The 25630-nt window shown below is 53.9% G+C and carries 23 protein-coding genes, 1 other RNA gene and 1 pseudogene; 9 read left to right on the top strand and 16 right to left on the bottom strand.

From position 1 onward, the window contains the following. Positions 1 to 41 precede the first annotated feature (41 nt). From N7E69_RS04345 to N7E69_RS04380, 8 genes are all read right to left on the bottom strand, one after another. Positions 42 to 935, bottom strand: coding sequence for a transporter (locus N7E69_RS04345; protein ID WP_000819375.1), 894 nt, complete (start codon positions 933 to 935; stop codon positions 42 to 44). A gap of 455 nt (positions 936 to 1390) precedes the next feature. Further along, entirely contained in the window at positions 1391 to 4264 is a 2874-nt protein-coding gene (gene gcvP, locus N7E69_RS04350; protein WP_000194966.1) for an aminomethyl-transferring glycine dehydrogenase, read from the bottom strand. A gap of 162 nt (positions 4265 to 4426) precedes the next feature. Beyond that, a complete protein-coding gene (gcvH, locus tag N7E69_RS04355) occupies positions 4427 to 4816 on the bottom strand; it encodes a glycine cleavage system protein GcvH (RefSeq protein WP_001295377.1) in 390 nt (129 codons plus the stop codon). Between the two features lie 25 nt (positions 4817 to 4841). After that, positions 4842 to 5936: a glycine cleavage system aminomethyltransferase GcvT gene (gene gcvT / locus N7E69_RS04360; protein WP_000068730.1), complete on the bottom strand. Its 1095-nt coding sequence runs from the start codon at positions 5934 to 5936 to the stop codon at positions 4842 to 4844. A gap of 454 nt (positions 5937 to 6390) precedes the next feature. Then, positions 6391 to 7593: an FAD-dependent 2-octaprenylphenol hydroxylase gene (gene ubiI / locus N7E69_RS04365; RefSeq protein WP_001192149.1), complete on the bottom strand. Its 1203-nt coding sequence runs from the start codon at positions 7591 to 7593 to the stop codon at positions 6391 to 6393. A 125-nt stretch (positions 7594 to 7718) separates the two neighbouring features. Continuing rightward, positions 7719 to 8897, bottom strand: coding sequence for a 2-octaprenyl-6-methoxyphenyl hydroxylase (gene ubiH / locus N7E69_RS04370; RefSeq protein WP_000111149.1), 1179 nt, complete (start codon positions 8895 to 8897; stop codon positions 7719 to 7721). Then, positions 8894 to 10210, bottom strand: a complete 1317-nt coding sequence (gene pepP, locus N7E69_RS04375; protein ID WP_000193688.1) for a Xaa-Pro aminopeptidase — start codon at positions 10208 to 10210, stop codon at positions 8894 to 8896. Before pepP ends, ubiH begins: the two co-directional genes overlap by 4 nt. Before the next feature lie 25 nt (positions 10211 to 10235). Then, positions 10236 to 10814: a YecA family protein gene (locus tag N7E69_RS04380; RefSeq protein WP_000027236.1), complete on the bottom strand. Its 579-nt coding sequence runs from the start codon at positions 10812 to 10814 to the stop codon at positions 10236 to 10238. A 166-nt stretch (positions 10815 to 10980) separates the two neighbouring features. On the opposite strand from N7E69_RS04380, the gene zapA reads away from it, so the two are divergent. From zapA to N7E69_RS04395, 3 genes are all read left to right on the top strand, one after another. Beyond that, the gene (zapA, locus tag N7E69_RS04385; protein WP_001276011.1) at positions 10981 to 11310 is read left to right on the top strand and encodes a cell division protein ZapA; all 330 of its coding nucleotides are present in this window, start codon (positions 10981 to 10983) and stop codon (positions 11308 to 11310) included. Positions 11311 to 11351: 41 nt separating this feature from the next. Further along, positions 11352 to 11535, top strand: a non-coding RNA gene (ssrS, locus tag N7E69_RS04390) — 6S RNA. Positions 11536 to 11555: 20 nt separating this feature from the next. Further along, positions 11556 to 12152 (top strand): 5-formyltetrahydrofolate cyclo-ligase, encoded by a 597-nt coding sequence (locus N7E69_RS04395; RefSeq protein WP_001574944.1) that lies wholly within the window; start codon positions 11556 to 11558, stop codon positions 12150 to 12152. A 380-nt stretch (positions 12153 to 12532) separates the two neighbouring features. Here the strand turns inward: N7E69_RS04395 and serA are convergent, their stop codons facing one another. Further along, positions 12533 to 13765, bottom strand: a complete 1233-nt coding sequence (gene serA, locus N7E69_RS04400; RefSeq protein WP_001151628.1) for a phosphoglycerate dehydrogenase — start codon at positions 13763 to 13765, stop codon at positions 12533 to 12535. A gap of 266 nt (positions 13766 to 14031) precedes the next feature. Then, positions 14032 to 14691: a ribose-5-phosphate isomerase RpiA gene (gene rpiA / locus N7E69_RS04405; RefSeq protein ID WP_000189741.1), complete on the bottom strand. Its 660-nt coding sequence runs from the start codon at positions 14689 to 14691 to the stop codon at positions 14032 to 14034. Positions 14692 to 14844: 153 nt separating this feature from the next. Here rpiA and argP point away from each other — a divergent pair, with 153 nt between their 5' ends. Then, positions 14845 to 15738 carry a DNA-binding transcriptional regulator ArgP gene (gene argP, locus N7E69_RS04410; RefSeq protein ID WP_000828348.1) on the top strand — a complete coding sequence of 298 codons (894 nt, stop codon included), beginning with the start codon at positions 14845 to 14847 and terminating at the stop codon, positions 15736 to 15738. Positions 15739 to 16003: 265 nt separating this feature from the next. On the opposite strand, the gene N7E69_RS04415 is transcribed toward argP, so the two are convergent. The 6 genes and pseudogenes from N7E69_RS04415 to epd all read right to left on the bottom strand — a co-directional run bounded on the left by N7E69_RS04415 (position 16004) and on the right by epd (position 22184). Further along, the gene (locus tag N7E69_RS04415) at positions 16004 to 16750 is read right to left on the bottom strand and encodes an oxidative stress defense protein (RefSeq protein ID WP_000669854.1); all 747 of its coding nucleotides are present in this window, start codon (positions 16748 to 16750) and stop codon (positions 16004 to 16006) included. Positions 16751 to 16843: 93 nt separating this feature from the next. Then, positions 16844 to 17478 (bottom strand): annotated as a pseudogene (argO, locus tag N7E69_RS04420) (arginine exporter ArgO). Positions 17479 to 17678: 200 nt separating this feature from the next. Next, positions 17679 to 18539, bottom strand: a complete 861-nt coding sequence (locus tag N7E69_RS04425; protein WP_000389833.1) for a small-conductance mechanosensitive channel MscS — start codon at positions 18537 to 18539, stop codon at positions 17679 to 17681. Positions 18540 to 18771: 232 nt separating this feature from the next. Beyond that, positions 18772 to 19851 carry a class II fructose-bisphosphate aldolase gene (gene fbaA / locus N7E69_RS04430; protein WP_000034386.1) on the bottom strand — a complete coding sequence of 360 codons (1080 nt, stop codon included), beginning with the start codon at positions 19849 to 19851 and terminating at the stop codon, positions 18772 to 18774. A gap of 101 nt (positions 19852 to 19952) precedes the next feature. Next, positions 19953 to 21116, bottom strand: coding sequence for a phosphoglycerate kinase (pgk, locus tag N7E69_RS04435; RefSeq protein ID WP_000111274.1), 1164 nt, complete (start codon positions 21114 to 21116; stop codon positions 19953 to 19955). A gap of 21 nt (positions 21117 to 21137) precedes the next feature. Continuing rightward, on the bottom strand, positions 21138 to 22184 hold the full coding sequence (gene epd, locus N7E69_RS04440) for an erythrose-4-phosphate dehydrogenase (protein WP_000218333.1): 1047 nt from the start codon (positions 22182 to 22184) through the stop codon (positions 21138 to 21140). Between the two features lie 373 nt (positions 22185 to 22557). On the opposite strand from epd, the gene N7E69_RS04445 reads away from it, so the two are divergent. From N7E69_RS04445 to N7E69_RS04465, 5 genes are read left to right on the top strand one after another with little or no spacing between them, the layout of a single operon-like run. Beyond that, positions 22558 to 22983: a PPC domain-containing DNA-binding protein gene (locus N7E69_RS04445; protein WP_000218564.1), complete on the top strand. Its 426-nt coding sequence runs from the start codon at positions 22558 to 22560 to the stop codon at positions 22981 to 22983. Between the two features lie 25 nt (positions 22984 to 23008). Continuing rightward, on the top strand, positions 23009 to 23587 hold the full coding sequence (locus N7E69_RS04450) for an ECF transporter S component (RefSeq protein ID WP_000124001.1): 579 nt from the start codon (positions 23009 to 23011) through the stop codon (positions 23585 to 23587). Beyond that, complete coding sequence (locus tag N7E69_RS04455) at positions 23588 to 24295, top strand: energy-coupling factor transporter transmembrane component T (RefSeq protein ID WP_000553258.1); 708 nt, start codon at positions 23588 to 23590, stop codon at positions 24293 to 24295. Then, on the top strand, positions 24283 to 24960 hold the full coding sequence (locus tag N7E69_RS04460; protein ID WP_108610882.1) for an ABC transporter ATP-binding protein: 678 nt from the start codon (positions 24283 to 24285) through the stop codon (positions 24958 to 24960). Before N7E69_RS04455 ends, N7E69_RS04460 begins: the two co-directional genes overlap by 13 nt. Beyond that, positions 24954 to 25610 (top strand): ABC transporter ATP-binding protein, encoded by a 657-nt coding sequence (locus N7E69_RS04465; protein WP_000956921.1) that lies wholly within the window; start codon positions 24954 to 24956, stop codon positions 25608 to 25610. Before N7E69_RS04460 ends, N7E69_RS04465 begins: the two co-directional genes overlap by 7 nt. Positions 25611 to 25630: the final 20 nt, after the last annotated feature.

Here is a 25630-nt window from a genome sequence, read left to right on the forward strand (position 1 = left end):
CACGTTACCCGCCAGTCGGCGGGTAACACTTTGAACGAGTCTTACCAGGTCTTACCTATTTTAAATTCCCAGCGTACATCTTCCATTTTGGTTGGCGACTTCGCTTCCTGCATTACCGGGAAGAAGGCTCCGGCACCAAACCATAATTTCAGTGAATCGACGGCAATATTAAATGACGGACCAACAACCCATTCGGTAGTTCCAGAATGGTTATTAATTACGCTGCCATTAGACAGTTTTTTCGTTCCAGAGGCATTATTGCTGTAGGCACTTTCCAGACCAAGATCCAGCGGTAAATCGCTAAACATATACCGCACCTGGGTATTCCACTGGAATTCGTTACCTCGTTTCACGTCCTGGTTACCGCGCTCAAATGGTCCCTGATAGACAAAACCCATATCCCCTTTAATGTTAGGAGTAAATAATTTTGTTAAAGTGAGTGTTACTCTTCCTCCCCAGGCGCTATTCCCAGGCAAATGATTATCTCCATCTTGCCCGGTGGGTAGTAATACTGCCCCACCTACCGTAACCCAAAACGGATCACCTCTTCGCTGGCTCATTAAAGCATAATTGACCCCCACCGATTGGTCGCCCATTCCCTCTATGTGCTCAGGAGACAGATTGTCTCGTTTGTTATTGATATAGGAACCCACAGTTGATAATTCCAGTCTGTCGGTCAAACCGTAACGAATCTTCAATAACCATATCTGGGAGTAAACATCCGGACTTCCGTGCCCCTCGATTTGATGATCTTTATCGCGAAATGAGCTATTCACGGCGGTTAATAACTTTCCTTCCGGCAATACTGAACCACCAGAAATAGCGGTATTAACTGGTGCACCTAATAGATTACTGGGATTATTTTCTCCGTTAGCTGCCATTGCATTCATTAATAGAAAATATGTCATTAATGGCAGAAATATAAATCGTTTCATTATTCCCTCCAGGTATAAAAAACAAAGCGCTAAGTTAATAAATATTTACGTTATTTATGTTTATTTTTAATTTATAATTTAAATTAATAACTTGATGAATTTAATATACGGAAATTTTTGTAACTATATTGAGAGGTAAATAACGATTCCGGAGAGAAACTATTTGTAACTACATGTAAATATACTGTGTTGTTTTGATTAAATAACAGCAAGGTAAAAATGATGCACAATGAATCATTAGGCTCTAAAAAAGCGGTAATTTAATTCTGGCTAATACACTGATACAAACGCCAGGTTGCCTGACAGGAGCCAACGATTTAGTGTAATATATTGAATTATTAACACTTTGTAGCCTGAATAAGGCACTCACACTGCATCCGACATAAACAAAGCGCACTTTATTAACAAGCTGAAAAGGCGCCGAAGCGCCTTTAGAAAACAGTCGAATCAGTAAATTACTGGTAGTCGCTAATCGGTACGCAGGAGCAGAACAGGTTACGGTCGCCATAAACATCATCCAGACGTTTCACCGTCGGCCAGTATTTGTCTGCCACGCCTGCCGGGAATACGGCAACTTCACGGCTGTACGGATGCGCCCACTCGGCGACCAGTTCGCTCTGAATGTGCGGCGCGTTCACCAGCGGGTTATCTTCCAGCGGCCAGACCCCCGCTTTCACCTGGTCAATCTCTGCGCGAATAGCCAGCATCGCATCGATAAAGCGATCCAGCTCAGCCTTACCTTCAGATTCCGTCGGCTCTACCATCAGCGTGCCCGCCACCGGGAACGACATGGTTGGCGCATGGAAACCGTAGTCGATCAGACGCTTGGCAATATCCAGCTCGCTGATGCCGGTTTCTTCTTTCAATGGGCGAATATCAAGAATACATTCGTGCGCCACACGGCCATCGCGACCAGTATACAGTACCGGATAGGCATCTTTCAGACGGCTGGCAATGTAGTTAGCGTTAAGAATCGCGACCTGACTTGCCTGCTTCAGGCCTTCTGCGCCCATCATGCGGATGTACATCCAGCTGATTGGCAGGATAGAGGCACTACCGAACGGCGCCGCAGAAACCGCGCCCTGACGGGTTAACATGCCTTCGATTTGCACCACGCTATGGCCCGGTACGAACGGTGCCAGATGCGCTTTCACGCCGATCGGTCCCATGCCTGGGCCACCGCCGCCGTGCGGAATGCAGAAAGTTTTATGCAGGTTAAGATGCGAAACGTCCGCGCCAATAAAGCCCGGTGAGGTAATGCCGACCTGGGCGTTCATGTTCGCGCCGTCAAGGTAAACCTGACCGCCGAACTGGTGCACAACTTCACACACTTCACGGATCGTTTCTTCATAGACGCCGTGGGTGGAAGGATAAGTCACCATGATGCAAGAGAGGTTCGCAGCATGTTGTTCTGCTTTTGCCCGCAGATCGTCCAGGTCGATGTTGCCGTTCTTATCACAGGCGACCACCACCACCTGCATTCCTGCCATATGTGCAGAAGCAGGGTTAGTGCCGTGAGCAGAGGCCGGGATCAGGCAGATATCGCGATGCCCTTCGTTGCGGCTTTCGTGATAGTGACGAATCGCCAGCAGCCCCGCGTATTCCCCCTGTGCGCCGGAGTTAGGCTGCATACAGACGGCGTCGTACCCGGTGAGTTTCACCAGCCAGTCAGAAAGCTGGCTAATCATCTGATGATATCCTTCGGCCTGTTCCGGCGGGCAGAACGGGTGCAGTTCAGCGAATTCCGGCCAGGTGATAGGAATCATCTCGGCGGCGGCGTTCAGCTTCATGGTGCAGGAACCCAGCGGGATCATCGCCTGGTTCAGCGCCAGATCTTTACGCTCCAGCGAGTGCATATAGCGCATCATCTCGGTTTCGCTGTGGTAACGGTTAAATACCGGATGCGTCAGAATCGCATCGTCACGCAGCATACTTTGCTGAATGGAACGGCTATCAAGCGCCACGTCTTTATCCAGTGTTTCAATGTTCAGACCGTGGCTGCCGCCCAGCAAAACATTGAACAACTGCGCCACATTCTCACGGGTGGTGGTTTCATCGAGCGTAATACCAACCGCGTTATGAATATCGCTGCGCAGATTGATCTCTGCCGCTTCCGCACGCGCCAGTACCGCAGCTTTATCAGCCACTTCCACACACAGGGTGTCGAAGTAGTGCGCATGACGCAGCTTTAAGCCTTTCTGTTGCAGACCTGCCGCCAGAATATCGGTCAGGCGGTGGATACGATTAGCGATGCGCTTCAGACCAACCGGACCATGATAAACGGCATACAGACTGGCGATGTTAGCCAGCAGTACCTGCGAGGTACAAATGTTGGAGTTCGCTTTCTCACGACGGATATGCTGCTCGCGAGTCTGCATCGCCATGCGCAGTGCGGTATTGCCCGCCGCATCTTTTGAGACGCCGATAATACGGCCTGGCATGGAGCGTTTAAATTCGTCTTTGGCGGCAAAGAACGCCGCATGCGGGCCACCGTACCCCATCGGTACGCCGAAGCGTTGCGCAGAGCCGAAAACAATGTCCGCGCCCTGTTTACCCGGCGCGGTAAGCAGCACCAGCGCCATAAAGTCGGCGGCGACGCTGACAATCACTTTACGGGCTTTGAGTTCGCTAATCAGCGCGCTGTAATCGTGAATTTCGCCCGTGGAGCCAACCTGCTGCAACAGCACGCCAAACACATCCTGGTGATCCAGTGCTTTCGCCGCGTCATCCACAATGACGTCAAAGCCAAAGGTTTCGGCGCGAGTACGCACGACGTCCAGAGTTTGCGGATGGACATCAGAGGCGACAAAGAACCGGTTGGCATTTTTCAGTTTGCTGACGCGCTTTGCCATCGCCATCGCTTCAGCGGCGGCGGTCGCTTCATCCAGCAGCGAGGCGGAAGCCATGTCCAGCCCCGTCAGGTCCAGCGTCACCTGTTGGAAGTTGAGCAGCGCTTCCAGACGCCCCTGAGAGACTTCCGGTTGATACGGGGTATAAGCGGTGTACCAGCCTGGATTTTCCAGCATGTTGCGCAGGATAACCGGCGGTAGCTGCACGGCGGTGTAGCCCATGCCAATGTACGACGTGAAGCGCTTGTTACGCCCGGCGATGGCTTTTAATTCCGCCAGTGCGGCATATTCGGTTGCCGCCTCGCCAACCTGCGGCGGAGTCGCGAGCTGAATGTCTTTCGGCACAATCTGACCTGTCAGCGCGTTTAACGACTCGGCGCCAACCGCATTCAGCATCTCTTGTTGCTGTGCGGCGTCCGGTCCGATGTGGCGTTCAATGAAAGCGCCGCGGTTTTCAAGCTGGCTTAACGTCTGTGTCATGGGCGATGGTTCCTGAAACGTGCAGTGAATCGTGATTGTCTCTAACTCAATTGCCCGGTGGCGCTGACGCTTACCGGGCCTACGCGTGCGAAAACGAATACGCAAAATCATTCGCGTTGCAGTGAGTAGGCCGGATAAGCATTAGCGCCATCCGGCACAACATTATTCGTCTTCTAACAATGCCTCATACGCGGTGGCATCCAGCAGCGATTCAAGTTCGCTTTCATCGCTGGCTTTGATTTTAAAGATCCAGCCACCGGCATACGGTTCGCTGTTCACCAGCTCCGGGGAGTCGCTCAGCGCATCGTTTACCGCCACGATCTCGCCGCTTACCGGCGCATAAATGTCGGACGCCGCTTTTACGGACTCCGCCACGGCGCAGTCGTCGCCCGCGCTTACGGTCGCGCCGACTTCCGGCAGATCAACAAAAACCATATCGCCCAACAGCTCCTGAGCGTGTTCAGTAATGCCAACAGTGTAAGTGCCATCCGCTTCTTTACGCAGCCATTCGTGTTCTTTGCTGTATTTCAGTTCTGCGGGTACGTTGCTCATCAATTAATCTCCAAAAAAGGATGAATCACGCGACGGCTTTGCCGTTACGCACAAAAACAGGTTTAGTCACTTTTACCGGCATTTCACGGTTACGAATTTGTACAATCGCCGTCTCGCCGATGCCCGCCGGAACACGCGCCAGCGCAATGCTGTAGCCCAACGTTGGGGAAAACGTCCCGCTGGTGATAATGCCTTCTTGCTGATTGCCCTGCGCATCGGTAAAACGCACCGGCAGTTCATTACGCAATACGCCTTTCTCGGTCATCACCAGACCGACAAGCTGCTCATGGCCTTTTTCACGCTGCATCTCCAGCGCCTCACGGCCAATAAAGTCGCGGTCAGCAGGTTCCCAGGCGATAGTCCATCCCATATTAGCCGCCAGCGGAGAGATACCTTCATCCATCTCCTGACCGTACAGGTTCATGCCAGCTTCCAGACGCAGCGTGTCGCGCGCGCCAAGACCGCACGGCTTCACGCCCGCCTCCACCAGCGCACGCCAGAAATCCGCCGCTTTTTCATTCGGCATGGCGATTTCATAGCCCGCTTCGCCGGTATAACCGGTGGTGGCGATAAACAGATCGCCCGCCTGAACGCCGAAGAACGGCTTCATACCTTCTACTGCATGGCGCTGTTCGTCAGTAAACAGAGTCGCCGCTTTTTCCTGCGCATTCGGCCCCTGTACCGCAATCAGCGACAGGTCGTCACGAACGGTAATGTCGATGGCATAAGGTTCAGCGTGTTGGGTAATCCAGGAGAGGTCTTTTTCGCGGGTGGCGGAGTTAACAACGAGACGGAAGAAATCTTCAGTGAAGTAGTAGATGATAAGGTCATCAATCACGCCGCCCGATGCGTTAAGCATACCGGAGTAGAGGGCTTTACCCGTCTTCGTTAGCTTCGCGACGTCGTTGGCCAGCAGATAACGTAGAAACTCTCGTGTGCGGCTGCCATGAAGATCGACAATGGTCATATGCGATACATCAAACATCCCGGCATCGGTGCGCACAGCGTGGTGTTCATCAAGCTGAGAGCCGTAATGCAGGGGCATCATCCAGCCATGAAAATCGACCATGCGGGCGCCGCATAGCGTGTGTTGTTCGTACAAAGGCGTCTGTTGGGCCATCTTTTCCTCGTTGAATTAGCGGGGGCTAACAACCATTTTCATGGGAAATCTTCGCCACGAAACCTGGCATCGACGCCCTTTTTCCTGCGCCGACGCAAACGTTCTCTTGCTCCTGAACTTACCACCGAACCAGGCGCTAAACCATAAGGCTGAATTTACCATCACATTAGCTTATGACTAAAAAACGCCAAAACCCCATCAGCACAAAAAACCACTATTACGCTAAATAACCTCCATAAAAATGAAGCTGATACGATTTATCACAACATAAATTAATATTAAATGCGGAAAAAATGTCGAAAATCGCGTTCGCCAAAAATAGTGTCATTAGAAAATATAATGCGAAATAAGCGGTGAAATTAGATTATTTCAAACGAGGAAAGCCCCCCGGCGCGATAGCCGGGAAAGCAAAGTGTGACGGGTTTCAAACTCTTGCTGGCGTGCAGTCAGACGCTTAACGAAGCCATTGCGGAAGGTCGTTTAGCCCCATTGCCTGGCGAAGCAGTTGGGGTTTGACGCCGGGGAGCGTATCCGCCAGTTTCAGCCCGATGTCGCGCAGCAATTTTTTTGCCGGGTTTTCGCCGGCAAACAGGTCACGAAAACCTTGCATCCCGGCAAGCATCATCGCCGCGCTATGTTTACGGCTACGCTCATAACGACGGAGATAAAGATGTTGGCCAATGTCTTTGCCCTGGCGCTGAAGCCGGCGCAGATCGTCCACCAGTTCGGCCGCGTCCATAAAGCCGAGGTTGACGCCCTGCCCTGCCAGCGGATGGATGGTGTGCGCGGCATCGCCGACCAACGCCAGACGATGCGCGGCAAACTGGCGAGCATAGCGGCCCGTCAGCGGAAAAACCTGCCGTTCGCTTTCCAGGCGGCATAAGCCCAGCCGATTATCGAAGGCGATAGTCAACGCCTGGTTAAACGCCTCGTCGCCGCTCTGTTGCATACGCTCCGCATCCTGCGGAGAAAGCGACCAGACAATGGAACACAGATGCGGATCGCTTAACGGCAAAAACGCCAGAATACCTTCACCATGAAACACCTGGCGAGCAACCGCGCCGTGCGGCTCTTCGGTGCGGATAGTCGCTACCAGCGCATGGTGACGGTAGTCCCAGAAAGTTAAGGGAATATCCGCTTTGTTACGCAGCCAGGAGTTGGCGCCATCCGCGGCAATCACCAGACGCGCGGTTAACATCGCGCCGTCTTTTAAAGTCAGGAAGGCGTCGTTCTCCCCCCAGGCGACCTGCTGTAACTCCGCTGGCGCCATTAAGGTGATATCCGCCGCTTGCTGCGCTTTTTGCCACAATGCGTAGTGAATGACGCTGTTTTCAACAATATGCCCCAGATGGCTATATCCCATGCTTGCGTCATCAAACGTAATACGGCCAAAGCTGTCTTTATCCCAGACTTCCATACCGTGGTAGCAACTTGCCCGTCGCGCCACAATGTTTGACCATACGCCAAGACGGGTAAGCAGTTTTTCGCTGGCGGCATTAATCGCCGACACCCGAAGCTGAGGCGACGCATCGTTCGCCAACGGCTGGGGGACAACGTGATCCAGTACCGCAACGCGCAAACCGCTCCCCTGCAAGCCGCAGGCGACAGCCAGTCCCACCATGCCTCCGCCAACTATTGCTACATCAACACTTTGCACTATTTACTCCTGGAAACCGGAACAATCAAAACCGTAGGCCGGATAAGGCGAAGCTGCCATCCGGTATTTTTACGAACACGATGCCGGATGGCGGCGTAAATGCCTTATCCGGCCTACAGATCGGCTTAACGCGCAACCCAACCTAAGGTCCGCTGTGCCAGCGCATCGCGCGCAGGCGGTAATAATTCCATCGCCATTAAACCGATATTGCGCCCAATAACCAGCGGCGCCCAACGATTTGCAAACAGATGGACCAGACCGTTCGTTACGCCAATCGTCGTATCCCGGTCAACCTGACGACGCTGCTGATAGCGCGATAACACGTGCCAGGCGCCAATATCCTCGCCCGCGTCCTGTGCCGCGATCAGCGTTTCCGCCAGGCTCATGACATCGCGCAGACCGAGATTAAACCCTTGTCCGGCGATAGGATGCAACGTCTGCGCCGCATTGCCGACCATGACAGTCCGGTGAGTAAACACTTTTGCCGCCGTAGTCAGGGCAAGCGGATACACGCTGCGCTTACCGGCCTGAGTAATTCGCCCCAGCCGCCAGCCGAACGCGGCCTGCAATGCATGGCAGAACTGCGCGTCGGACCAGCTCAGCACCTCATCGCGCTGGTCGAGTGGGTGACACCAAACCAGCGAACATCGGCCATGCGACATCGGCAACATCGCCAGCGGGCCATTGGGAGTAAAACGTTCAAAGGCGCGTCCCTGATGCGGGATAGCGGTCGCGACATTCGCTATCACCGCTAACTGTTCGTAAGGCTCCTGATGCCAGTCAACGCCGCAGGCTGACGCCAGCGCAGAGTGGGTACCGTTAGCCGCCACCAGCACGCTGCCAGCTATCACATTGCCGTTTTCCAGAGTGACGTTAACTTGCTGTTGGGTACGCGACACGCTGGCTACGCGCTCCGGGCAGTGCAGCGTAACGCCTGGCGCTTTACGCAAGAGCGCAAACAGACGCAGCCCGATATCATGCAGCTCCGCAACGTGACCCAACGCTGCCAGGCTGTAATCCTGCGCGTCGAGAGTCACAAATCCGACATGACCGCGATCGCTGACGTGTACGGTGTTGATTGCCGTTGCGCAATCGGAAATCGCCTGCCAGACGCCAATTCGCGCCAGTTGCTGGCAAGTGCCCGCCGCCAGCGCAATCGCTCTGGCGTCAAAGCCGGGATGACCGTCGGCTTCAGGCGCTTTCGCTTCAATCAGGTGTACCGGCAACGTCCCATGACTGAACTGAGAGATGGCCAGCGCCAGCGTTGCGCCTGCCATGCCGCCGCCAACGATAATGACGCTCATTGCTGCCGCGCCGCCGCCATTAATGCCTCAATGTCATCCGCCTTCTTCACAACGCCAGCGGTCAGGTTTTCATTACCGGTTTCGGTAATGACAATGTCATCTTCAATTCGAACGCCAATGCCGCGATACGCTTCCGGCACGTCGGCATCCGGCGCGATATAGAGGCCTGGCTCTACGGTCAGCACCATGCCCGGCTCCAGGATGCGGGAGCGATCCGGCCCATAAACGCCGACATCATGAACATCCAGCCCCAGCCAGTGGCTCAAGCCATGCATAAAGAAAGGACGATGCGCATTCTCGGCAATCAGTTGATCAACCTCTCCTTGCAAAATCCCCAACTTCACCAGCCCGGTTATCATGATGCGCACGACTTCGCCGGTCACCTGCTGAATAGAGGTACCAGGACGGAACAGTCGCAGGCTGGTCTCCAGCGATTCCAGAACGATGTCATAAATTTCACGCTGAGCTGGCGTAAATTTCCCGTTCACCGGGAAAGTACGCGTGATGTCGCCCGCGTAACCTTTATATTCACAACCCGCGTCGATAAGCACTAAATCGCCGTCGCGCATTTCACTTTCGTTTTCAGTGTAATGCAGGATACAGCCATTTTCGCCGCTGCCGACAATGGTGTTATAGGAGGGATAGCGCGCGCCATGGCGATTAAATTCGTGGTGAATTTCACCCTCCAGCTGATACTCAAACATCCCCGGACGGCATTTTTCCATCGCGCGGATATGCGCCAGAGCGCTAATTTCCCCGGCGCGGCGCATGACCGCAATCTCTTCCGGCGATTTGAACAGGCGCATCTCATGGACGATCGGTCGCCAGTCAGTCATGGTGGCCGGCGCGGTCAGATTCTGGCGGGAGCCTTTACGCAGCTTCTCCAGCGCAGCCAGAACAATCTCGTCGGCATACGCATATTCGCCCTGCGCGTGGTACACCACATCCAGACCATTAAGCAACTGAAAGAGTTGCTGGTTGATTTCGCTAAACGCCAGCGCCCGGTCAACGCCCAGTTTTTCCGGTGCGGCATCCTGTCCTAAACGGCGACCAAACCAGATTTCCGCAGTCAGGTCGCGAACGCGGTTGAACAAAACGCTGTGGTTGTGGGTGTCATCACTCTTAATCAGTACCAGCACGGCTTCCGGTTCGTTAAAACCGGTGAAATACCAGAAGTCGCTACTCTGGCGATACGGATATTCACTGTCTGCGCTGCGCGTCGCCTCCGGCGCGGCAAAGATCAGCGCGGCGCTGCCGGGCTGCATTTGCGCCAGTAATGCCTGGCGACGGCGTTGGTATTCCTGCTGAGTCATGACATGGCCTCCATTTCGTTTTTTCTTAGTGTAGCGTCGGTTTACGCACTTCCGGCGCGGTCGGCTGTTGGCGCGTGAAAGTGTCATGACATAACAGCGCCGCAACACGGACATATTCGATGATCTCTTCGAGCGACATCTCCAGCTCTTCCTGATCTTCGCTCTCATCATAACCAAGCTGCGCAATATTACGCAGGTCGTCAATCGCTTCACCCGTTTCGCCGGTGACTTTATCAAGTTTAGGCTGCGTTACGCCGAGGCCAAGCAAAAAGTGGTTAACCCACCCGGCTAAGGCATCTGCGCGATCGAATACGCTGACATCGTCGCCTTCAGGCAGATAAAGCTGAAAAAGAAAGCCGTCGTCTTCCAGCGCGTCGCTGGTCGCCGCGTGCATTTTGCGCAGCGCCTGAGCAAGCTCATGCCCGAAGGCCAGACCTTCGTTCGTCAGGTCGTGCAGCAGCGGCTGCCATGAGCTGTCGTTGTTGCCGCCGCAAATCATCCCGCTGATTAAACCATGCATTTCAGCCGGGGTCAGACCGGCCCCTTGTTGATTCAAAAACCGGTTCATTTCGTTGTAACCAGGCATTTCGTTCTGTATAGACATAAGCATTCGTCATCAAAGGGAGGATATTCATGATATGCTACCACTTTGGACCCTGGTGAACCAGAAAAGGGCTTGTATCTTCACACCAGGGTAGCTATAGTGTCGCCCCTTCGCGGACCCTGGGTCTGGAGACGAAGGCAGCGCAGTCAATCAGCAGGAAGGTGGCATGTCTGCACAACCCGTCGATATCCAAATATTTGGCCGTTCACTGCGAGTGAATTGCCCGCCTGACCAAAGGGATGCGTTGAATCAGGCTGCGGACGATCTGAATCAGCGGTTGCAAGATCTGAAAGTTCGCACTAGAGTCACAAATACTGAGCAGTTGGTTTTCATTGCCGCATTGAATATCAGCTATGAGTTAACTCAGGAAAAAGCGAAGACCCGCGATTACGCGGCGAGCATGGAACAACGTATTCGGATGCTACAACAGACCATCGAACAGGCGTTGCTTGATCAAGGTCGCATAACCGAAAAAACGGGCCAAAACTTTGAATAACACTTTTCGCTTTACTATGGTAAAGTGATTGTGAAAGCAGAATTTCTCTGAGATGTTTGCAAGCGGGCCAGTCCCCTGAGCCGATATTTCATACCACAAGAATGTGGCGCTCCGCGGTTGGTGAGCATGCTCGGTTCGTCCGAGAAGCCTTAAAACTGTGACGACACATTCACCTTGAACCAAGGGTTCAAGGGTTACAGCCTGCGGCGGCATCTCGGAGATTCCCCTTCTGACTGGCGACAGCCATGACGCAACTTCCCGAACTCTCTTTATCACGACAAGAAATCCGCCGAATGATTCGGCAACGTCGTCGTGCGCTGACGCCAGAGCAGCAACGCCGCTTTGGTCAACAGGCCGCCGCCCGAATGCTCAGCTTTCCTCCCGTCGTGATGGCGCACACTGTCGCCGTGTTTCTCTCCTTTGATGGCGAACTCGACACCCAGCCGCTGATTGAACAGCTATGGCGAGCAGGCAAGCGCGTCTACCTTCCGGTTCTTCATCCCTTCAGCCCTGGCAACCTCCTGTTCCTGCACTATCATCCGCAGAGTGCGCTGGTGACCAACCGCTTAAAGATCCGGGAGCCACGGCTTGATGTCCGCGACGTATTGCCGCTGGCAAAGCTGGATGTGCTGGTAACGCCATTAGTGGCGTTTGACGAAGGCGGGCAGCGCCTGGGGATGGGCGGCGGATTTTATGACCGTACGTTGCAAAACTGGCAGCAGCATAAGATCCAGCCCGTGGGCTACGCGCATGATTGCCAGTTAGTAGAAAAACTGCCAGTTGAAGAGTGGGATATCCCGCTGCCTGCGGTGGTGACGCCGTCCAAAATTTGGGAGTGGTAGCCGTGTTTTGTCGATTGACAGCGTCGCTTTTTTGACCTAAATTTCTCGGTGAAGGGTGAGGGAGGCGAACCTCCCTCCTGCGTACTCTCTGTTAATATGCTGGCGTAGCGATGATTAACAGGATCAGCAGCATGATGACGTATCTCATCATCGTCCCTTTCCTTTTTAGAACCCCTGCTTCGCCAGGGGCTTTCCCGTTTCAGCGCTATGCTGAGCCCTTATCGTAAATTCCTTTTATTGCTGTACAACACGCAACGCTGCCTTTAATTACCAATTGCGGCAAGGCTCGAAAACAGAATGTATGCGTTACACGAAGAGATGTTGAGGCAGGGAAACCAGAGAAAGGATGGGCAGGTCATCTCCTGCCCATTTAGAGGAAATTAGTACAGCAGACGGGCGCGAATGGTACCTGGAATCGCCTTCATCGCCAGCAGCGCTTTCTCCGCCACATCGCCATCGGCTTCTATATCAATTACCACATACCCCATTCGGGCGGAGGTTTGCAGATACTGCGCGGCAATGTTAACGCCCTGCTCGGCAAAAATCTGGTTAAGCGCGGTCAATACGCCTGGGCGGTTTTCGTGGATGTGCATCAAGCGACGACCGCCGTGCAGCGGCAGCGACACTTCCGGGAGGTTCACGGCGGACAGCGTCGAGCCGTTATCCGAGTACTTAATCAGTTTTCCTGCGACTTCCAGACCGATGTTTTCTTGCGCCTCCTGCGTCGAGCCGCCGATATGCGGCGTCAGGATCACGTTATCGAATTCGCACAGCGGAGAGGTAAACGGATCGCTATTAGTGGCCGGTTCCGTCGGGAAGACGTCGATAGCCGCCCCCGCCAGATGTTTCGTCGCCAGCGCGTCGCACAAAGCCGGGATATCTACCACCGTACCGCGCGCGGCGTTAATCAGCAGCGAACCCGGCTTCATCAGGGCAATCTCTTTTGCGCCCATCATGTTTTTGGTGGAGGCGTTTTCAGGTACGTGCAGACTGACCACATCGCTCATATTCAGCAATTCAGACAGGTGCTGCACCTGAGTTGCGTTACCGAGCGGCAGTTTATTTTCAATATCATAGAAATAGACATGCATCCCCAGCGATTCCGCCAGAATGCCCAACTGCGTTCCTATATGGCCGTAACCGATAATGCCAAGCTTTTTACCGCGCGCTTCGAACGATCCCGCCGCCAGTTTATTCCATACGCCGCGGTGCGCTTTGGCGTTCGCTTCCGGCACGCCGCGCAGCAGCAGCAACAGCTCGCCAATCACCAGCTCCGCCACGGAACGGGTATTCGAGAATGGCGCGTTAAAGACCGGAATACCGCGTTTTGCCGCCGCATTTAAATCCACCTGGTTGGTGCCGATGCAAAAACAGCCAATCGCCACCAGCTTCTCTGCGGCGTTAATCACTTCTTCTGTCAGATGAGTACGGGATCGCAGACCGATGAAGTGGGCATCGCGGATGGACGCTTTCAACTGTTCAGCGTCCAGCGCGCCCTTGTGATATTCAATGTTGGTGTAACCTGCCGCACGAAGGCTTTCCAGCGCCTTTTGATGCACCCCTTCAACCAGCAGAAATTTAATTTTATCTTTCTCCAGCGATACCTTTGCCATTTCCCCGATCCTGTCTTTTTTTGCCATCTGATGTTGTGTGTGGATTTGCATCCGTCCTTCAACATATCAAAAAAAATTATCACGGCAATATGAACGTTTGCGCCAGCGTCGTGAAGGAATCGCATACAGCGGGAAATAGCAGATGAAAATACCGGGAATAACTTTTTCTTTGGAGGGATCGGCAGGGCAAACGATTAAACGTGATACATGTCACCAAATTTGCCCTGACCGAATTTTTTACGCGGCAGGAAATACGCCTGGCGCGATCATTTTACGATGGTTTTCACCCCGTCCGGCGTGCCGATCAGTGCGACATCGGCGCCACGGTTGGCGAACAGCCCCACGGTCACGACGCCCGGAATCGCGTTAATGGCGTTTTCCAGCGCGATGGGATCAAGGATTTCCATACCATAAACATCCAGAATCACGTTGCCGTTATCCGTGACCACGTTCTGACGGTACTCCGGACGCCCGCCCAGCTTCACCAGTTGACGAGCGACCGCGCTGCGCGCCATCGGAATCACTTCGACCGGCAACGGGAATTTGCCAAGAATATCCACCTGCTTAGAGGCATCCGCAATACAGATAAATTTCTCCGCCACGGAAGCAATAATTTTCTCACGGGTTAATGCCGCGCCGCCGCCTTTGATCATCTGCATATGACCGTTGATTTCGTCCGCGCCATCGACATAGATACCCAGGCTATCCACTTCGTTGAGATCAAACACGTGAATACCGAGGCCTTTGAGTTTTTCAGTCGAGGCGTCCGAGCTGGAGACCGCGCCTTCAATCTGGCCTTTCATTGTGCCCAGCGCATCAATAAAGTGTGCGGCCGTTGAGCCTGTACCAACGCCCACAATGGTGCCGGGCTGTACATACTGAAGTGCCGCCCATCCTACCGCTTTTTTCAGTTCATCCTGCGTCATAGATCGTTTCGCCTGTGGTGTGAAAATACAGCCGCATTATAGAACATTGTCGGGAAAAATCTCCGTGTCCGTACACAGGCTACGGATTTCATCTGTACCGACGGCAAATTTATGTCATAGTGCGGAAAAAAATAACAGGAGCATGACACAACAATGAAACGTCCGGACTACAGAACACTACAGGCGCTGGATGCCGTTATACGTGAACGAGGGTTCGAGCGCGCCGCCCAGAAGCTGTGCATCACGCAATCCGCCGTCTCACAGCGCATAAAACAGCTTGAGAATATGTTCGGACAACCTTTATTGGTGCGTACCGTTCCTCCTCGCCCTACGGAGCAAGGGCAAAAATTACTGGCTCTGCTGCGTCAGGTTGAACTGCTGGAAGAAGAGTGGCTGGGCGATGAACAAACCGGCTCTACACCGCTGCTGCTGTCGCTGGCGGTTAACGCCGATAGTCTGGCGACCTGGCTGCTTCCGGCGCTGGCGCCGGTGCTGGCGGACTCCCCTATCCGTCTCAATTTACAGGTGGAAGATGAAACGCGCACGCAAGAACGTCTGCGGCGCGGCGAGGTGGTGGGCGCGGTGAGTATTCAGCATCAGGCGCTGCCCAGTTGCCTGGTAGACAAACTGGGCGCGCTCGACTATCTGTTTGTCGCGTCAAGGCCGTTTGCCGAGCGCTATTTCCCCAATGGCGTTACCCGGTCGTCGCTGCTGAAAGCGCCCGCCGTCGCGTTCGACCATCTGGATGATATGCATCAGGCCTTTTTGCAACAGAATTTCGATCTACCGCCCGGCAGCGTGCCGTGCCATATCGTTAATTCATCCGAAGCATTTGTACAGCTTGCGCGTCAGGGCACGACCTGCTGCATGATCCCTCACCTGCAGATTGAGAAAGAGCTGGAAAGCGGCGAGTTGATCAACTTAACGCCTGGTTTGCTGCAGCGCCGGATGCTTTACTGGCACCGCTTTGCCCCGGAAAGCCGGATGATGCGCAAAGTGACCGACGCGCTGCTGGAGTACGGGCACAAGGTGCTGCGTCAGGATTAGCCTCTCTATGAATGCCGGATGGCGGCGTGAACGTCTTATCCGGCCTGCATGACCCATTATTCCCTCGTCACTTCTTTGAAGTTCATCACAAAATCATTGCGTTCAGGCGGCAAAAAACGACGCGCCATTGGCTATTTTTTGCTGGCGACAAGGCGATTCAAAACGCTCACCGTATTAGCAAATCTTCATTTCAATGCGTAATACGGAGCAAAAAACGCGAACACCGGGAGAAAATGCGGCCTGGAAGCGCCCAGGCCGGGCGAGATTACTGCGTGCTGGCGGCCGTGGTCGACGTCTGCCCTGTTCCAGGTTCAAGCTGGAATACCACATCGACCTGATCGTCGAACTGAATGGTCGGCTGCTCGTAAGTTTCCTGCGCGGATACCGGCGCAGCATCTGCGGCTTTCATCATTCGCACCACCGGACTCGGCTGATAATTAGAGACATGGTAACGAACGCTGTAAACCGGCCCCAATTTGCTGTTAAAACCGGCTGCCAGCGCTTGCGCCTGATGAATCGCGTCATCAATGGCGGCTTTGCGGGCTTTGTCTTTATAGGCGTCCGGTTGCGCCACGCCCAGCGATACCGAACGAATCTCGTTCAGACCCGCCTTCAGCGCGCCGTCCAGCAGCGAATTGAGTTTATCTAACTGACGCAGCGTCACCTCAACGGTTCGCACCGCGCGATACCCTTTCAGAATGCTTTTACCGTTTTGGTAATCATAATCCGGCTGCGTGCGCAGATTCGCCGCGCTAATGTCTTTTTTCGCAATCTGATTTTGCTCAAGGAAGGAAAGATATTGCGCCACGCGCTCATCGGCCTGCTTCTTCGCCGTCGCCGCGTCCTTCGCCGCGACGTTCACTTCAATCGCTAAGGTGGCGATATCAGGCACAGCATCGACGCTTGCCGTACCGGAAGTCACGATGTGCGGGCCTTCCGGCAATTCGCTTGCCTGCGCCGACATTGCACTTAAACCCACTAATGCCGCCAGGGCCATCACTTTGAACTTCACAGTCTCTCCTCCATATTGCAGTCATTGCCCTGATATACAGGGCGCATGCAGGCAAGCTTAGCGGATATCGGCCTGTTGTCCATCAGACAACGCTTAGTTGAAAAGCGCGTGCATATGCGCGACGCCTTCCCGCGCCAGTTGGAAGGCGATAAGCCACATCACCACCCCTACCAGAATGTTGATAATGCGTTGAGCTTTCGCCGTACGCAGTCGAGGCGCAAGCCAGGCCGCCAGTAGCGCTAACCCAAAAAACCACAAGAACGACGCGCTAATCGTGCCGAGAGCAAACCAGCGCTTTGGCTCCATAGCCAGTTGTCCGCCGAGACTGCCCAACACGACAAACGTATCCAGATAAACGTGCGGATTCAGCCACGTTACCGCCAGCATCGTAGCAATAATTTTCCAGCGCCCTGCTTCATAACCTCGGCGCTGGCCAGCTCCAGATTACTGCTCATTGCCGTTTTCAGCGCGCCTAAACCGTACCATAACAAGAACGCAACCCCGCCCCATGTGACCAGCGCCAGCAGCCACGGCGACTGCATCAGCAACGCGCTACCGCCAAAAATACCGGCGCTAATCAGGACTAAATCACTTAACGCGCAAAGCAGCGCTATCATGAGGTGGTACTGGCGACGGATTCCCTGATTCATCACAAACGCATTTTGCGGGCCAAGCGGAAGGATCATGGCGGCGCCAAGGGCAAACCCTTGAAAATAATAAGATATCACGTTAACTACCCTGAGCTGTTTTTCTTAAAGGCAGACTATAGCGCGGGAATATTATTAGCGGAAATTGATAATTTTAATCACTAATAAGAAAAGCTAATGAAGAGACTGAATAACGGATGGCGGCTACGCTTATCCGCTCAATAACCAGAGAATACTGGAGGCGGATAAACGCAGCACTGGCAGGCAGCGCGGGAGGAAAATTACTCCGCGGCGTTATCTTTCACGCGTTTAAAATTGACGTCCATCTGCGGGTACGGGAAGCTAATACCAGCGGCGTCGAATTCACGTTTAATACGTTCCAGCACGTCCCAGTAGACATTTTGCAGGTCGCTGCTTTTACTCCAGACACGCACCACAAAATTAATTGATGAGGCGCCCAGCTCATTCAAACGCACCGTCATTTCGCGATCTTTTAAAATACGATCGTCGGACTCGATAATCGTCGTGAGCAGCTGTTTCACCTGATCGATATCCGAATCGTAGGCCACCCCAATAATGAATTCGTTGCGGCGAACCGGCTCACGAGAATAGTTGATGATATTTCCCGCGATAATTTTGCCATTCGGAATCACAATAATTTTGCCGTCTACCGCGCGCATTGTCGTGGAAAAGATTTGCACGTTAAGTACCGTACCGGCAACGCCGCCTAAATCGACATACTCACCGGCGCGGAACGGACGGAACATAACCAGCAATACCCCAGCCGCAAGGTTAGAAAGCGATCCCTGTAATGCCAGGCCAACGGCTAAACCAGCGGCGCCCAGTACGGCAATAACCGAGGCGGTTTGAACCCCCACGCGACCCAGAGCCGCAATCAGCGTAAAAGCGATAACCCCATAGCGCACCAGCGCAGAAAGAAAGTCGGCCACTGTCGCATCAATATGACGCGCACGCATCAGACGATTTACCGTATTGGAAATCACGCGCGCTACAATCAAGCCGATGATGATAATAGCGATAGCCGCAACAATATTCACAGCATAGCTGAGCAATAACGCCTGGTTGCGTACCAGCCAGGTGCCCGCACCATTTATGCTGTCGACAACATTCAAATCTTCCATTCAATATTCCTTGGTCATAGCAAAACAAGCAAATGAGATCATTCTCACGAAAAGAACTTTTTAAAGGTAAACAAAAACAGAGGAATATGCCATTTTTCGGCATCATCCCAAAACCAAAAAAGGCAGGTACATTGTGAGTTGGCCGGATGAAAGCGCTAACTAACGCCGCTCTCCGGAAATAACGATAAAAAAATGGCTTCCCAAGGGAAGCCATTTCAATCAGCAGACTATATTACAGAACGTCAATCGCGTTCAGTTCTTTAAATGCTTTTTCCAGACGAGCGATCATCGAAGTCTGGCCAGCACGCAGCCATACGCGCGGGTCATAGTATTTCTTGTTCGGCTGATCTTCGCCTTTCGGGTTGCCCAGCTGACCTTGCAGATACGCTTCGTTTTCTTTGTAGTAGTTCAGAACACCTTCCCAGGTTGCCCATTGGGTATCGGTATCGATGTTCATTTTCACTACGCCGTAGCTTACGGAGTCTTTGATTTCCTGAGCAGTAGAACCGGAACCGCCGTGGAAAACGAAGTTCAGGCTGTTGTGCGGCAGGTTGTGTTTCTTAGAAACATAGTCCTGAGAATCACGCAGAATGGTCGGGGTCAGAACCACGTTACCCGGCTTGTAAACGCCGTGTACGTTACCGAAGGAAGCGGCAATGGTGAAACGCGGGCTGATTTTGCTCAGTTCAGTGTACGCGTAATCAACGTCTTCCGGCTGGGTGTACAGAGCAGAAGCGTCCATGTGGCTGTTGTCCACGCCGTCTTCTTCACCACCGGTGCAACCCAGTTCGATTTCCAGAGTCATGCCAATTTTGGACATGCGCGCCAGGTATTTGGAGCAGATTTCGATGTTTTCGTGCAGAGACTCTTCAGACAGGTCAATCATGTGAGAAGAGAACAGCGGTTTACCGGTAGCCGCGAAGTGTTTTTCACCCGCGTCCAGCAGACCGTCGATCCACGGCAGCAGTTTCTTCGCGCAGTGGTCAGTGTGCAGGATAACCGGCACGCCGTAGTGTTCAGCCATCTGGTGAACGTGATGCGCGCCAGAGATAGCGCCCAGGATTGCCGCGCCCTGAGGTACGTCAGTTTTCACGCCTTTACCCGCGATGAAGGACGCGCCGCCGTTGGAGAACTGAACGATGACCGGTGCTTTAACTTTTGCAGCGGTTTCCAGAACAGCGTTGATGGAATCAGTGCCCACGCAGTTAACTGCCGGCAGAGCAAAATTGTTTTCTTTTGCTACCTGGAACACTTTCTGTACGTCATCACCAGTGATCACGCCTGGTTTTACGAAATCAAAAATTTTAGACATGTTTCGTTGTCCTGTATCGTCGGGCTTTGGGAAAAAACACGGGCCGCCCTGAATGTCAGATCGGCGATAAATCAACGGGCAGGAATCCCTGCCCGTAACGATTACTTCTTAGCGCGCTCTTCGAGCATCGCTACGGCTGGCAGAACTTTACCTTCCACGAATTCGAGGAATGCGCCGCCGCCAGTAGAAATGTAGGAAATTTTGTCAGCAATGCCGAACAGGTCGATTGCCGCCAGGGTGTCGCCGCCGCCAGCGATGGAAAACGCTTCGCTATCAGCGATGGCATTCGCCACGATTTCAGTCCCTTTACGGAAGTTCGGGAACTCAAACACGCCAACCGGGCCGTTCCACAGAATGGTTTTGGCATTCTTGAGGATTTCAGCCAGCTGCTGAGCGGAAGCATCGCCGATATCCAGGATCTGCTCGTCTTCTTTCACGTCGTTAACGGATTTCAGAGTCGCCGGTGCGGTTTCGGAGAACTCGGTGGCAACGCGAACATCGGTCGGAACCGGGATATCGCAAGTGGTCAGCAGACGTTTTGCTTCGTCAACCAGGTCAGCTTCGTACAGGGATTTACCGACGCTGTGGCCCTGAGCGGCAACGAAGGTGTTGGCGATACCGCCGCCGACAATCAGCTGGTCAGCGATTTTAGACAGGGAATCCAGAACGGTCAGTTTGGTAGATACTTTAGAACCACCAACGATAGCCACCATCGGACGAGCCGGTTCTTTCAGCGCTTTACCCAGCGCATCCAGTTCAGCGGCCAGCAGCGGGCCTGCGCACGCAACATCAGCAAATTTGCCGATACCGTGGGTAGAAGCCTGCGCGCGGTGCGCAGTACCAAAGGCGTCCATCACGAATACGTCACACAGGGCGGCGTATTTTTTAGACAGCGCTTCGTCGTCTTTCTTTTCGCCTTTGTTAAAGCGAACGTTTTCCAGAACCACCAGCTCACCTTCGGCCACGTCAACGCCGTCCAGGTAATCTTTGACCAGGCGAACCGGGTTAGACAGTTTGTCTTTCAGGTAGTTAACAACCGGCAGCAGAGAGAATTCTTCGTTGTACTCGCCTTCGGTAGGACGACCCAGGTGGGAAGTTACCATCACTTTCGCGCCCTGTTTCAGAGCCAGTTCGATGGTCGGCAGAGAGGCGCGGATACGCGCGTCGCTGGTCACTTTCCCTTCTTTAACAGGTACGTTCAGATCCGCACGGATAAAAACGCGTTTCCCGGCCAGATCCAGATCGGTCATCTTAATTACAGACATGGTGAATCCTCTCAATGATGCTTAAAGTTTTGTCGACGCTGACGCGTCGAGCCTGAAACCAACTGCGGCCATCGCTAACGTGGTGTCGAGCATCCGGTTAGCAAAGCCCCATTCATTATCGCACCAGACCAGCGTCTTGATCAGGTGGGCGCCACTAACCCGGGTTTGCGTGCCATCAACAATGGCGCTGTGCGGGTCGTGGTTAAAATCTATCGAGACCAACGGTGATTCCGTATAGTCAACTATACCATGAAATGCACCTTGTGCTGCTTTTTGCAGCAACTGGTTGACTTCACTGGCTTTTACTGGTTTTTTCACCGTTACGCTTAAATCGATCGCCGTCACATTAATGGTTGGAACGCGCACGGCAATCGCCTCAAAACGGTCGTTAAACTGCGGGAATATACGCGTAATGCCTGCCGCCAGTTTTGTATCTACCGGGATAATCGACTGGCTGGCCGCGCGCGTGCGCCGCAGATCGGAGTGATACGCGTCGATCACCTGCTGATCGTTCATCGCGGAGTGGATCGTCGTGACGGTACCAGACTCGATGCCGTAAGCATCATCCAACAATTTAATGACGGGAATTATGCAATTCGTGGTACAGGATGCGTTTGAGACAATACGATGTTCCGCACGCAGTTCATTCTGGTTCACGCCAAAAACGACGGTGGCGTCAAGATCGTTGCTGCCCGGATGAGAAAAGAGCACTTTCTTCGCGCCAGCGGCAATATGCGCCTCGCCATGCTCCCGGTTGCCATATACGCCCGTACAATCCAACACGACATCCACGCCCAGTTCGCGCCACGGCAGATCCGCCAGCGTTCGTTCATGCAGAATACGAATGACGTCGTCGCCGACAAAAAGCTGCTCGCGCTCGTGGCGAACCTCCCATGCAAAACGCCCGTGGCTGGTATCGTATTTCAACAAATGCGCCATGCCTGCGGCATCCGCCAGCTCGTTGATGGCCACCACGGTAATTTCCGCGCGACGTCCGGATTCATACAAAGCACGAACCACGTTACGTCCGATGCGACCAAAGCCATTAATCGCTATGCGTACGGTCATAGGTCTCCTGCAAGGCTATCCCGATTCAGATGAGGCTGACAGAGTAATGCAGCTCATCGTCGAGTAAAACCTCACCTGTCGCAAACTGCGACTGATTGGTTAATTGTCGAACATTTAATTAACTGAAACGCTTCAGCTAGAATAAGCGAAACGGGGAATAAAAGGAATGTTTGTCCAGTCGAAGAAGACAGTTATCTGACCTGCATCACATTTCATGGCCGCTTACGCTGCAATTTATTCCATATTTAAGAATCACCAGTACATCCGTCAGATCTTTTCATCGTCGCGTCACAAATACTGATTTATATCAGAAAGCGCTGTCGCCAGCGTCTATATTATCAGCGCCACGTCCGAGTCTCGGAGTCCTGTAACGATGACTGTATCTCACCACAATGCCTCTACAGCGCGCTTTTACGCGCTTCGTCTGCTTCCCGGCCAGGAAGTGTTTTCCCAATTACACGCCTTTGTGCAACAGAACCAATTACATGCCGCCTGGATTGCAGGGTGTACCGGCAGTCTGACCGACGTTGCGCTGCGTTATGCCGGGCAAGAAGCGACCACATCGCTCACCGGCACGTTTGAAGTTATCTCGCTAAACGGCACGCTTGAATTGACCGGCGAGCATCTGCATCTCGCGGTATCGGATCCCTACGGGGCCATGCTCGGCGGCCATATGATGCCAGGGTGTACCGTGCGTACCACGCTGGAACTGGTTATCGGCGAGCTGCCAGCGCTGACGTTCAGCCGTCAACCGTGCGCCATTTCCGGTTATGACGAACTGCATATTTCTTCCCGTTAATTGACGACTCTTTAAGAGGTACTTTATGGCGCGTCGCCCGTTTTCCAGCCAGTCTCTGGTGCTGATTGTCATCGCTATTGCCATCAATATGATTGGCGGACAGCTTATTAGCATGTTGAAGCTGCCTATTTTTCTCGACTCGATCGGCACCTTAATTAGCGCGGTACTGTTAGGGCCGTTCATCGGCATGTTGACTGGGCTTCTGACCAACTTGCTGTGGGGGCTGCTTACCGACCCTATCGCTGCCGCGTTTGCCCCGGTAGCGATGGTTATCGGTCTGGTCGCCGGGTGGCTGGCGCGCGCAGGCTGGTTTCGTACCCTGCCCAAAGTGATCGTCAGCGGGGTCGTCATTACGTTGGCGGTGACGCTGGTCGCCGTACCGCTTCGTACCGCGCTTTTTGGCGGCGTTACCGGTAGCGGCGCTGATTTGTTCGTCGCCTGGATGCATTCAATGGGCCAAAACCTGGTGGAGTCAGTCGCGATTACCGTCATAGGCGCTAATCTGGTCGATAAAATTCTGACGGCGATCATCGTTTGGGTGCTGCTGCGTCAGCTACCGTTACGTACGACACGGCATTTTCCTGCGATGTCAGCCGTACGCTAAATGCATCCGTTTACCTCGTTAACCTTATGGGCGTTGGCGGCCTGCACCACGCTGCTACTCCCTGCGCAGACCGTGCTCCCGGTTTATAGCGCGGCGGCCTTCCTCTGTCTGCTGGCGCTGAAATCAACGCGGCGGCGGGCGAAGTATGTCGCCTGGCTGATGCTGTCTTTAGGGTTTGGGCTATGGCTGGTACATGGCGGTTGGCTAACGGAATGGATAAGCGGGCAGCCTTGCGATCCGCAGCGCTGGATATATGCCGTTACGCTATGGCTACGCCTGCTGGCGATCGTGTCGACGTCGCAGCTATGGATGCAGTATGTGCCGGTTCAGCGGTTTATTCGCGCCCTGTTCGCTTCACGTTTGCCGCCCGACATCGCTTACCTGTTCGCTGGCCCGCTGCTGGTCGTCGAACAGCTCAAACGACAACTGACGATCGTTCATGAAGCCCAGCGCGCGCGTGGCGTACCGCTGGATGAAGGCTGGTATCAGCGGCTACGGGCAATGCCTGCGCTGATCGTGCCGCTTACGCAAAATGCGCTTAACGATCTGACAATACGCGGCGCGGCGTTGGATATGCGGGGGTTTCGGCTGCATCGAGCCCGAACCACGCTGTGGGCGCCGAAAGATAGCATGTTACAACGGGTTGCGCGGTATGGCATGGTACTGCTAATACTGGCGGAAGCGGGAGTGTGGATATGGTTACGTTAGAGCAGTTTCGTTATCTTCCGTCCGATGCGACACGCCCGCCGGCATGTTTTGATTTCCACTATTCAACACCCGGAATAGTGGCGATAGTCGGCGATAACGGCAGCGGAAAAAGTACGCTGGCGCAACTGATGGCTGGCTGGTATCCGGATTATCTTCCCGGTGATATTGACGGCACAGGCTTACTGCCTGGCGTCCCTATCGGGCAGCTCCCGCTGGTAGAACAGTCGCCCACCATCCAGTTGGTGCAGCAATCGCCTTATTTACAGCTTTCCGGCTGTACCTTTAGCGTAGAGGAAGAGGTGGCGTTTGGCCCGGAGAATCTCGGCCTCCATGAAGCGGAAATTCTACGGCGCATTGACGAGGCGCTGACTCTGACAAACTGCCAGTCGTTACGCCATCGCCATCCCGGCACGCTCTCCGGCGGCGAAACGCAGCGGGTAGTGATTGCCAGCGCGCTTGCCATGCAGCCCAGGCTATTAGTTCTTGATGAAACCTTCAGTCGGCTGACGTCAGCGGCCACCGGGATGCTGCTGGAACGGCTACAACAGTGGGCGCTGGAACGTCATTCTCTCATTGTGCTTTTTGAGCGTAACCATTTTCCTTTTCTGACGCGATGCCAGCGGGTATGGCAATTGCGCGACGGAGCGCTAACCCCATTATGTTGACGTTAAATCAGGTCGCTTATCGCTGGCCGGATGCCGCAGCCGACTGTTTGCACGCTATCTCGCTTGAACTTCGTGACGGCGAATGGCTGGCGTTGACCGGCGATAACGGCGCGGGAAAATCAACACTGTTACGGATTATGGCCGGCCTGCTTTCCCCCACTTCCGGCTCGGTAACGCTTAATGGAGAGCCGATTGCGCAGCTTAAAAATCGTCAACGCGCCGCCGCTATCGGCGTACTCTTTCAGGAAGCGGAAAACCAGATTTTCCACAGCAATGTCGCGCAAGAGGTCGCTTTTGGGCTGAAACTACAACGCTTATCGGCAGAGGAAATTTCACGGCGCACGCAGGCCGCGCTGCGGTTATGCCAGCTAACGGACGTCGCCGAGGCGCACCCGCTTGATCTGCACGCCGCACCGCGCCGGATGGTGGCGGTCGCCAGTCTGGAGGCGATGGCGCCGCCTGTGTTATTGCTGGATGAACCCAGCCGGGATTTTGACGCCCACTGGCTAACCGTATTTGAACACTGGCTGGCGACATGCCGGGCACGGGGAACCAGCGTCGTGGCGATTAGCCATGACGCTGCGTTTACCCGGCGTCATTTTTCACGGGTGGTACGGCTGGAAAACGGCAGGTTGTCAAAGGGAGAATAAAAAACGGGTCGCCGAAGCGA

It is taken from the genome of Salmonella sp. 3C (genome assembly GCF_025426275.1).
Lineage (GTDB): Bacteria > Pseudomonadota > Gammaproteobacteria > Enterobacterales > Enterobacteriaceae > Salmonella > Salmonella enterica.

Bases quoted from the DNA above. Each gene is read 5' to 3' on its own strand.
- N7E69_RS04345 (WP_000819375.1), bottom strand. From the start codon at position 935: ATGAAACGATTTATATTTCTGCCATTAATGACATATTTTCTATTAATG.
- gcvP (WP_000194966.1), bottom strand. From the start codon at position 4,264: ATGACACAGACGTTAAGCCAGCTTGAAAACCGCGGCGCTTTCATTGAA.
- gcvH (WP_001295377.1), bottom strand. From the start codon at position 4,816: ATGAGCAACGTACCCGCAGAACTGAAATACAGCAAAGAACACGAATGG.
- gcvT (WP_000068730.1), bottom strand. From the start codon at position 5,936: ATGGCCCAACAGACGCCTTTGTACGAACAACACACGCTATGCGGCGCC.
- ubiH (WP_000111149.1), bottom strand. From the start codon at position 8,897: ATGAGCGTCATTATCGTTGGCGGCGGCATGGCAGGCGCAACGCTGGCG.
- pepP (WP_000193688.1), bottom strand. From the start codon at position 10,210: ATGACTCAGCAGGAATACCAACGCCGTCGCCAGGCATTACTGGCGCAA.
- N7E69_RS04380 (WP_000027236.1), bottom strand. From the start codon at position 10,814: ATGTCTATACAGAACGAAATGCCTGGTTACAACGAAATGAACCGGTTT.
- zapA (WP_001276011.1), top strand. From the start codon at position 10,981: ATGTCTGCACAACCCGTCGATATCCAAATATTTGGCCGTTCACTGCGA.
- N7E69_RS04395 (WP_001574944.1), top strand. From the start codon at position 11,556: ATGACGCAACTTCCCGAACTCTCTTTATCACGACAAGAAATCCGCCGA.
- serA (WP_001151628.1), bottom strand. From the start codon at position 13,765: ATGGCAAAGGTATCGCTGGAGAAAGATAAAATTAAATTTCTGCTGGTT.
- rpiA (WP_000189741.1), bottom strand. From the start codon at position 14,691: ATGACGCAGGATGAACTGAAAAAAGCGGTAGGATGGGCGGCACTTCAG.
- argP (WP_000828348.1), top strand. From the start codon at position 14,845: ATGAAACGTCCGGACTACAGAACACTACAGGCGCTGGATGCCGTTATA.
- N7E69_RS04425 (WP_000389833.1), bottom strand. From the start codon at position 18,539: ATGGAAGATTTGAATGTTGTCGACAGCATAAATGGTGCGGGCACCTGG.
- fbaA (WP_000034386.1), bottom strand. From the start codon at position 19,851: ATGTCTAAAATTTTTGATTTCGTAAAACCAGGCGTGATCACTGGTGAT.
- pgk (WP_000111274.1), bottom strand. From the start codon at position 21,116: ATGTCTGTAATTAAGATGACCGATCTGGATCTGGCCGGGAAACGCGTT.
- epd (WP_000218333.1), bottom strand. From the start codon at position 22,184: ATGACCGTACGCATAGCGATTAATGGCTTTGGTCGCATCGGACGTAAC.
- N7E69_RS04445 (WP_000218564.1), top strand. From the start codon at position 22,558: ATGACTGTATCTCACCACAATGCCTCTACAGCGCGCTTTTACGCGCTT.
- N7E69_RS04450 (WP_000124001.1), top strand. From the start codon at position 23,009: ATGGCGCGTCGCCCGTTTTCCAGCCAGTCTCTGGTGCTGATTGTCATC.
- N7E69_RS04455 (WP_000553258.1), top strand. From the start codon at position 23,588: ATGCATCCGTTTACCTCGTTAACCTTATGGGCGTTGGCGGCCTGCACC.
- N7E69_RS04460 (WP_108610882.1), top strand. From the start codon at position 24,283: ATGGTTACGTTAGAGCAGTTTCGTTATCTTCCGTCCGATGCGACACGC.
- N7E69_RS04465 (WP_000956921.1), top strand. From the start codon at position 24,954: ATGTTGACGTTAAATCAGGTCGCTTATCGCTGGCCGGATGCCGCAGCC.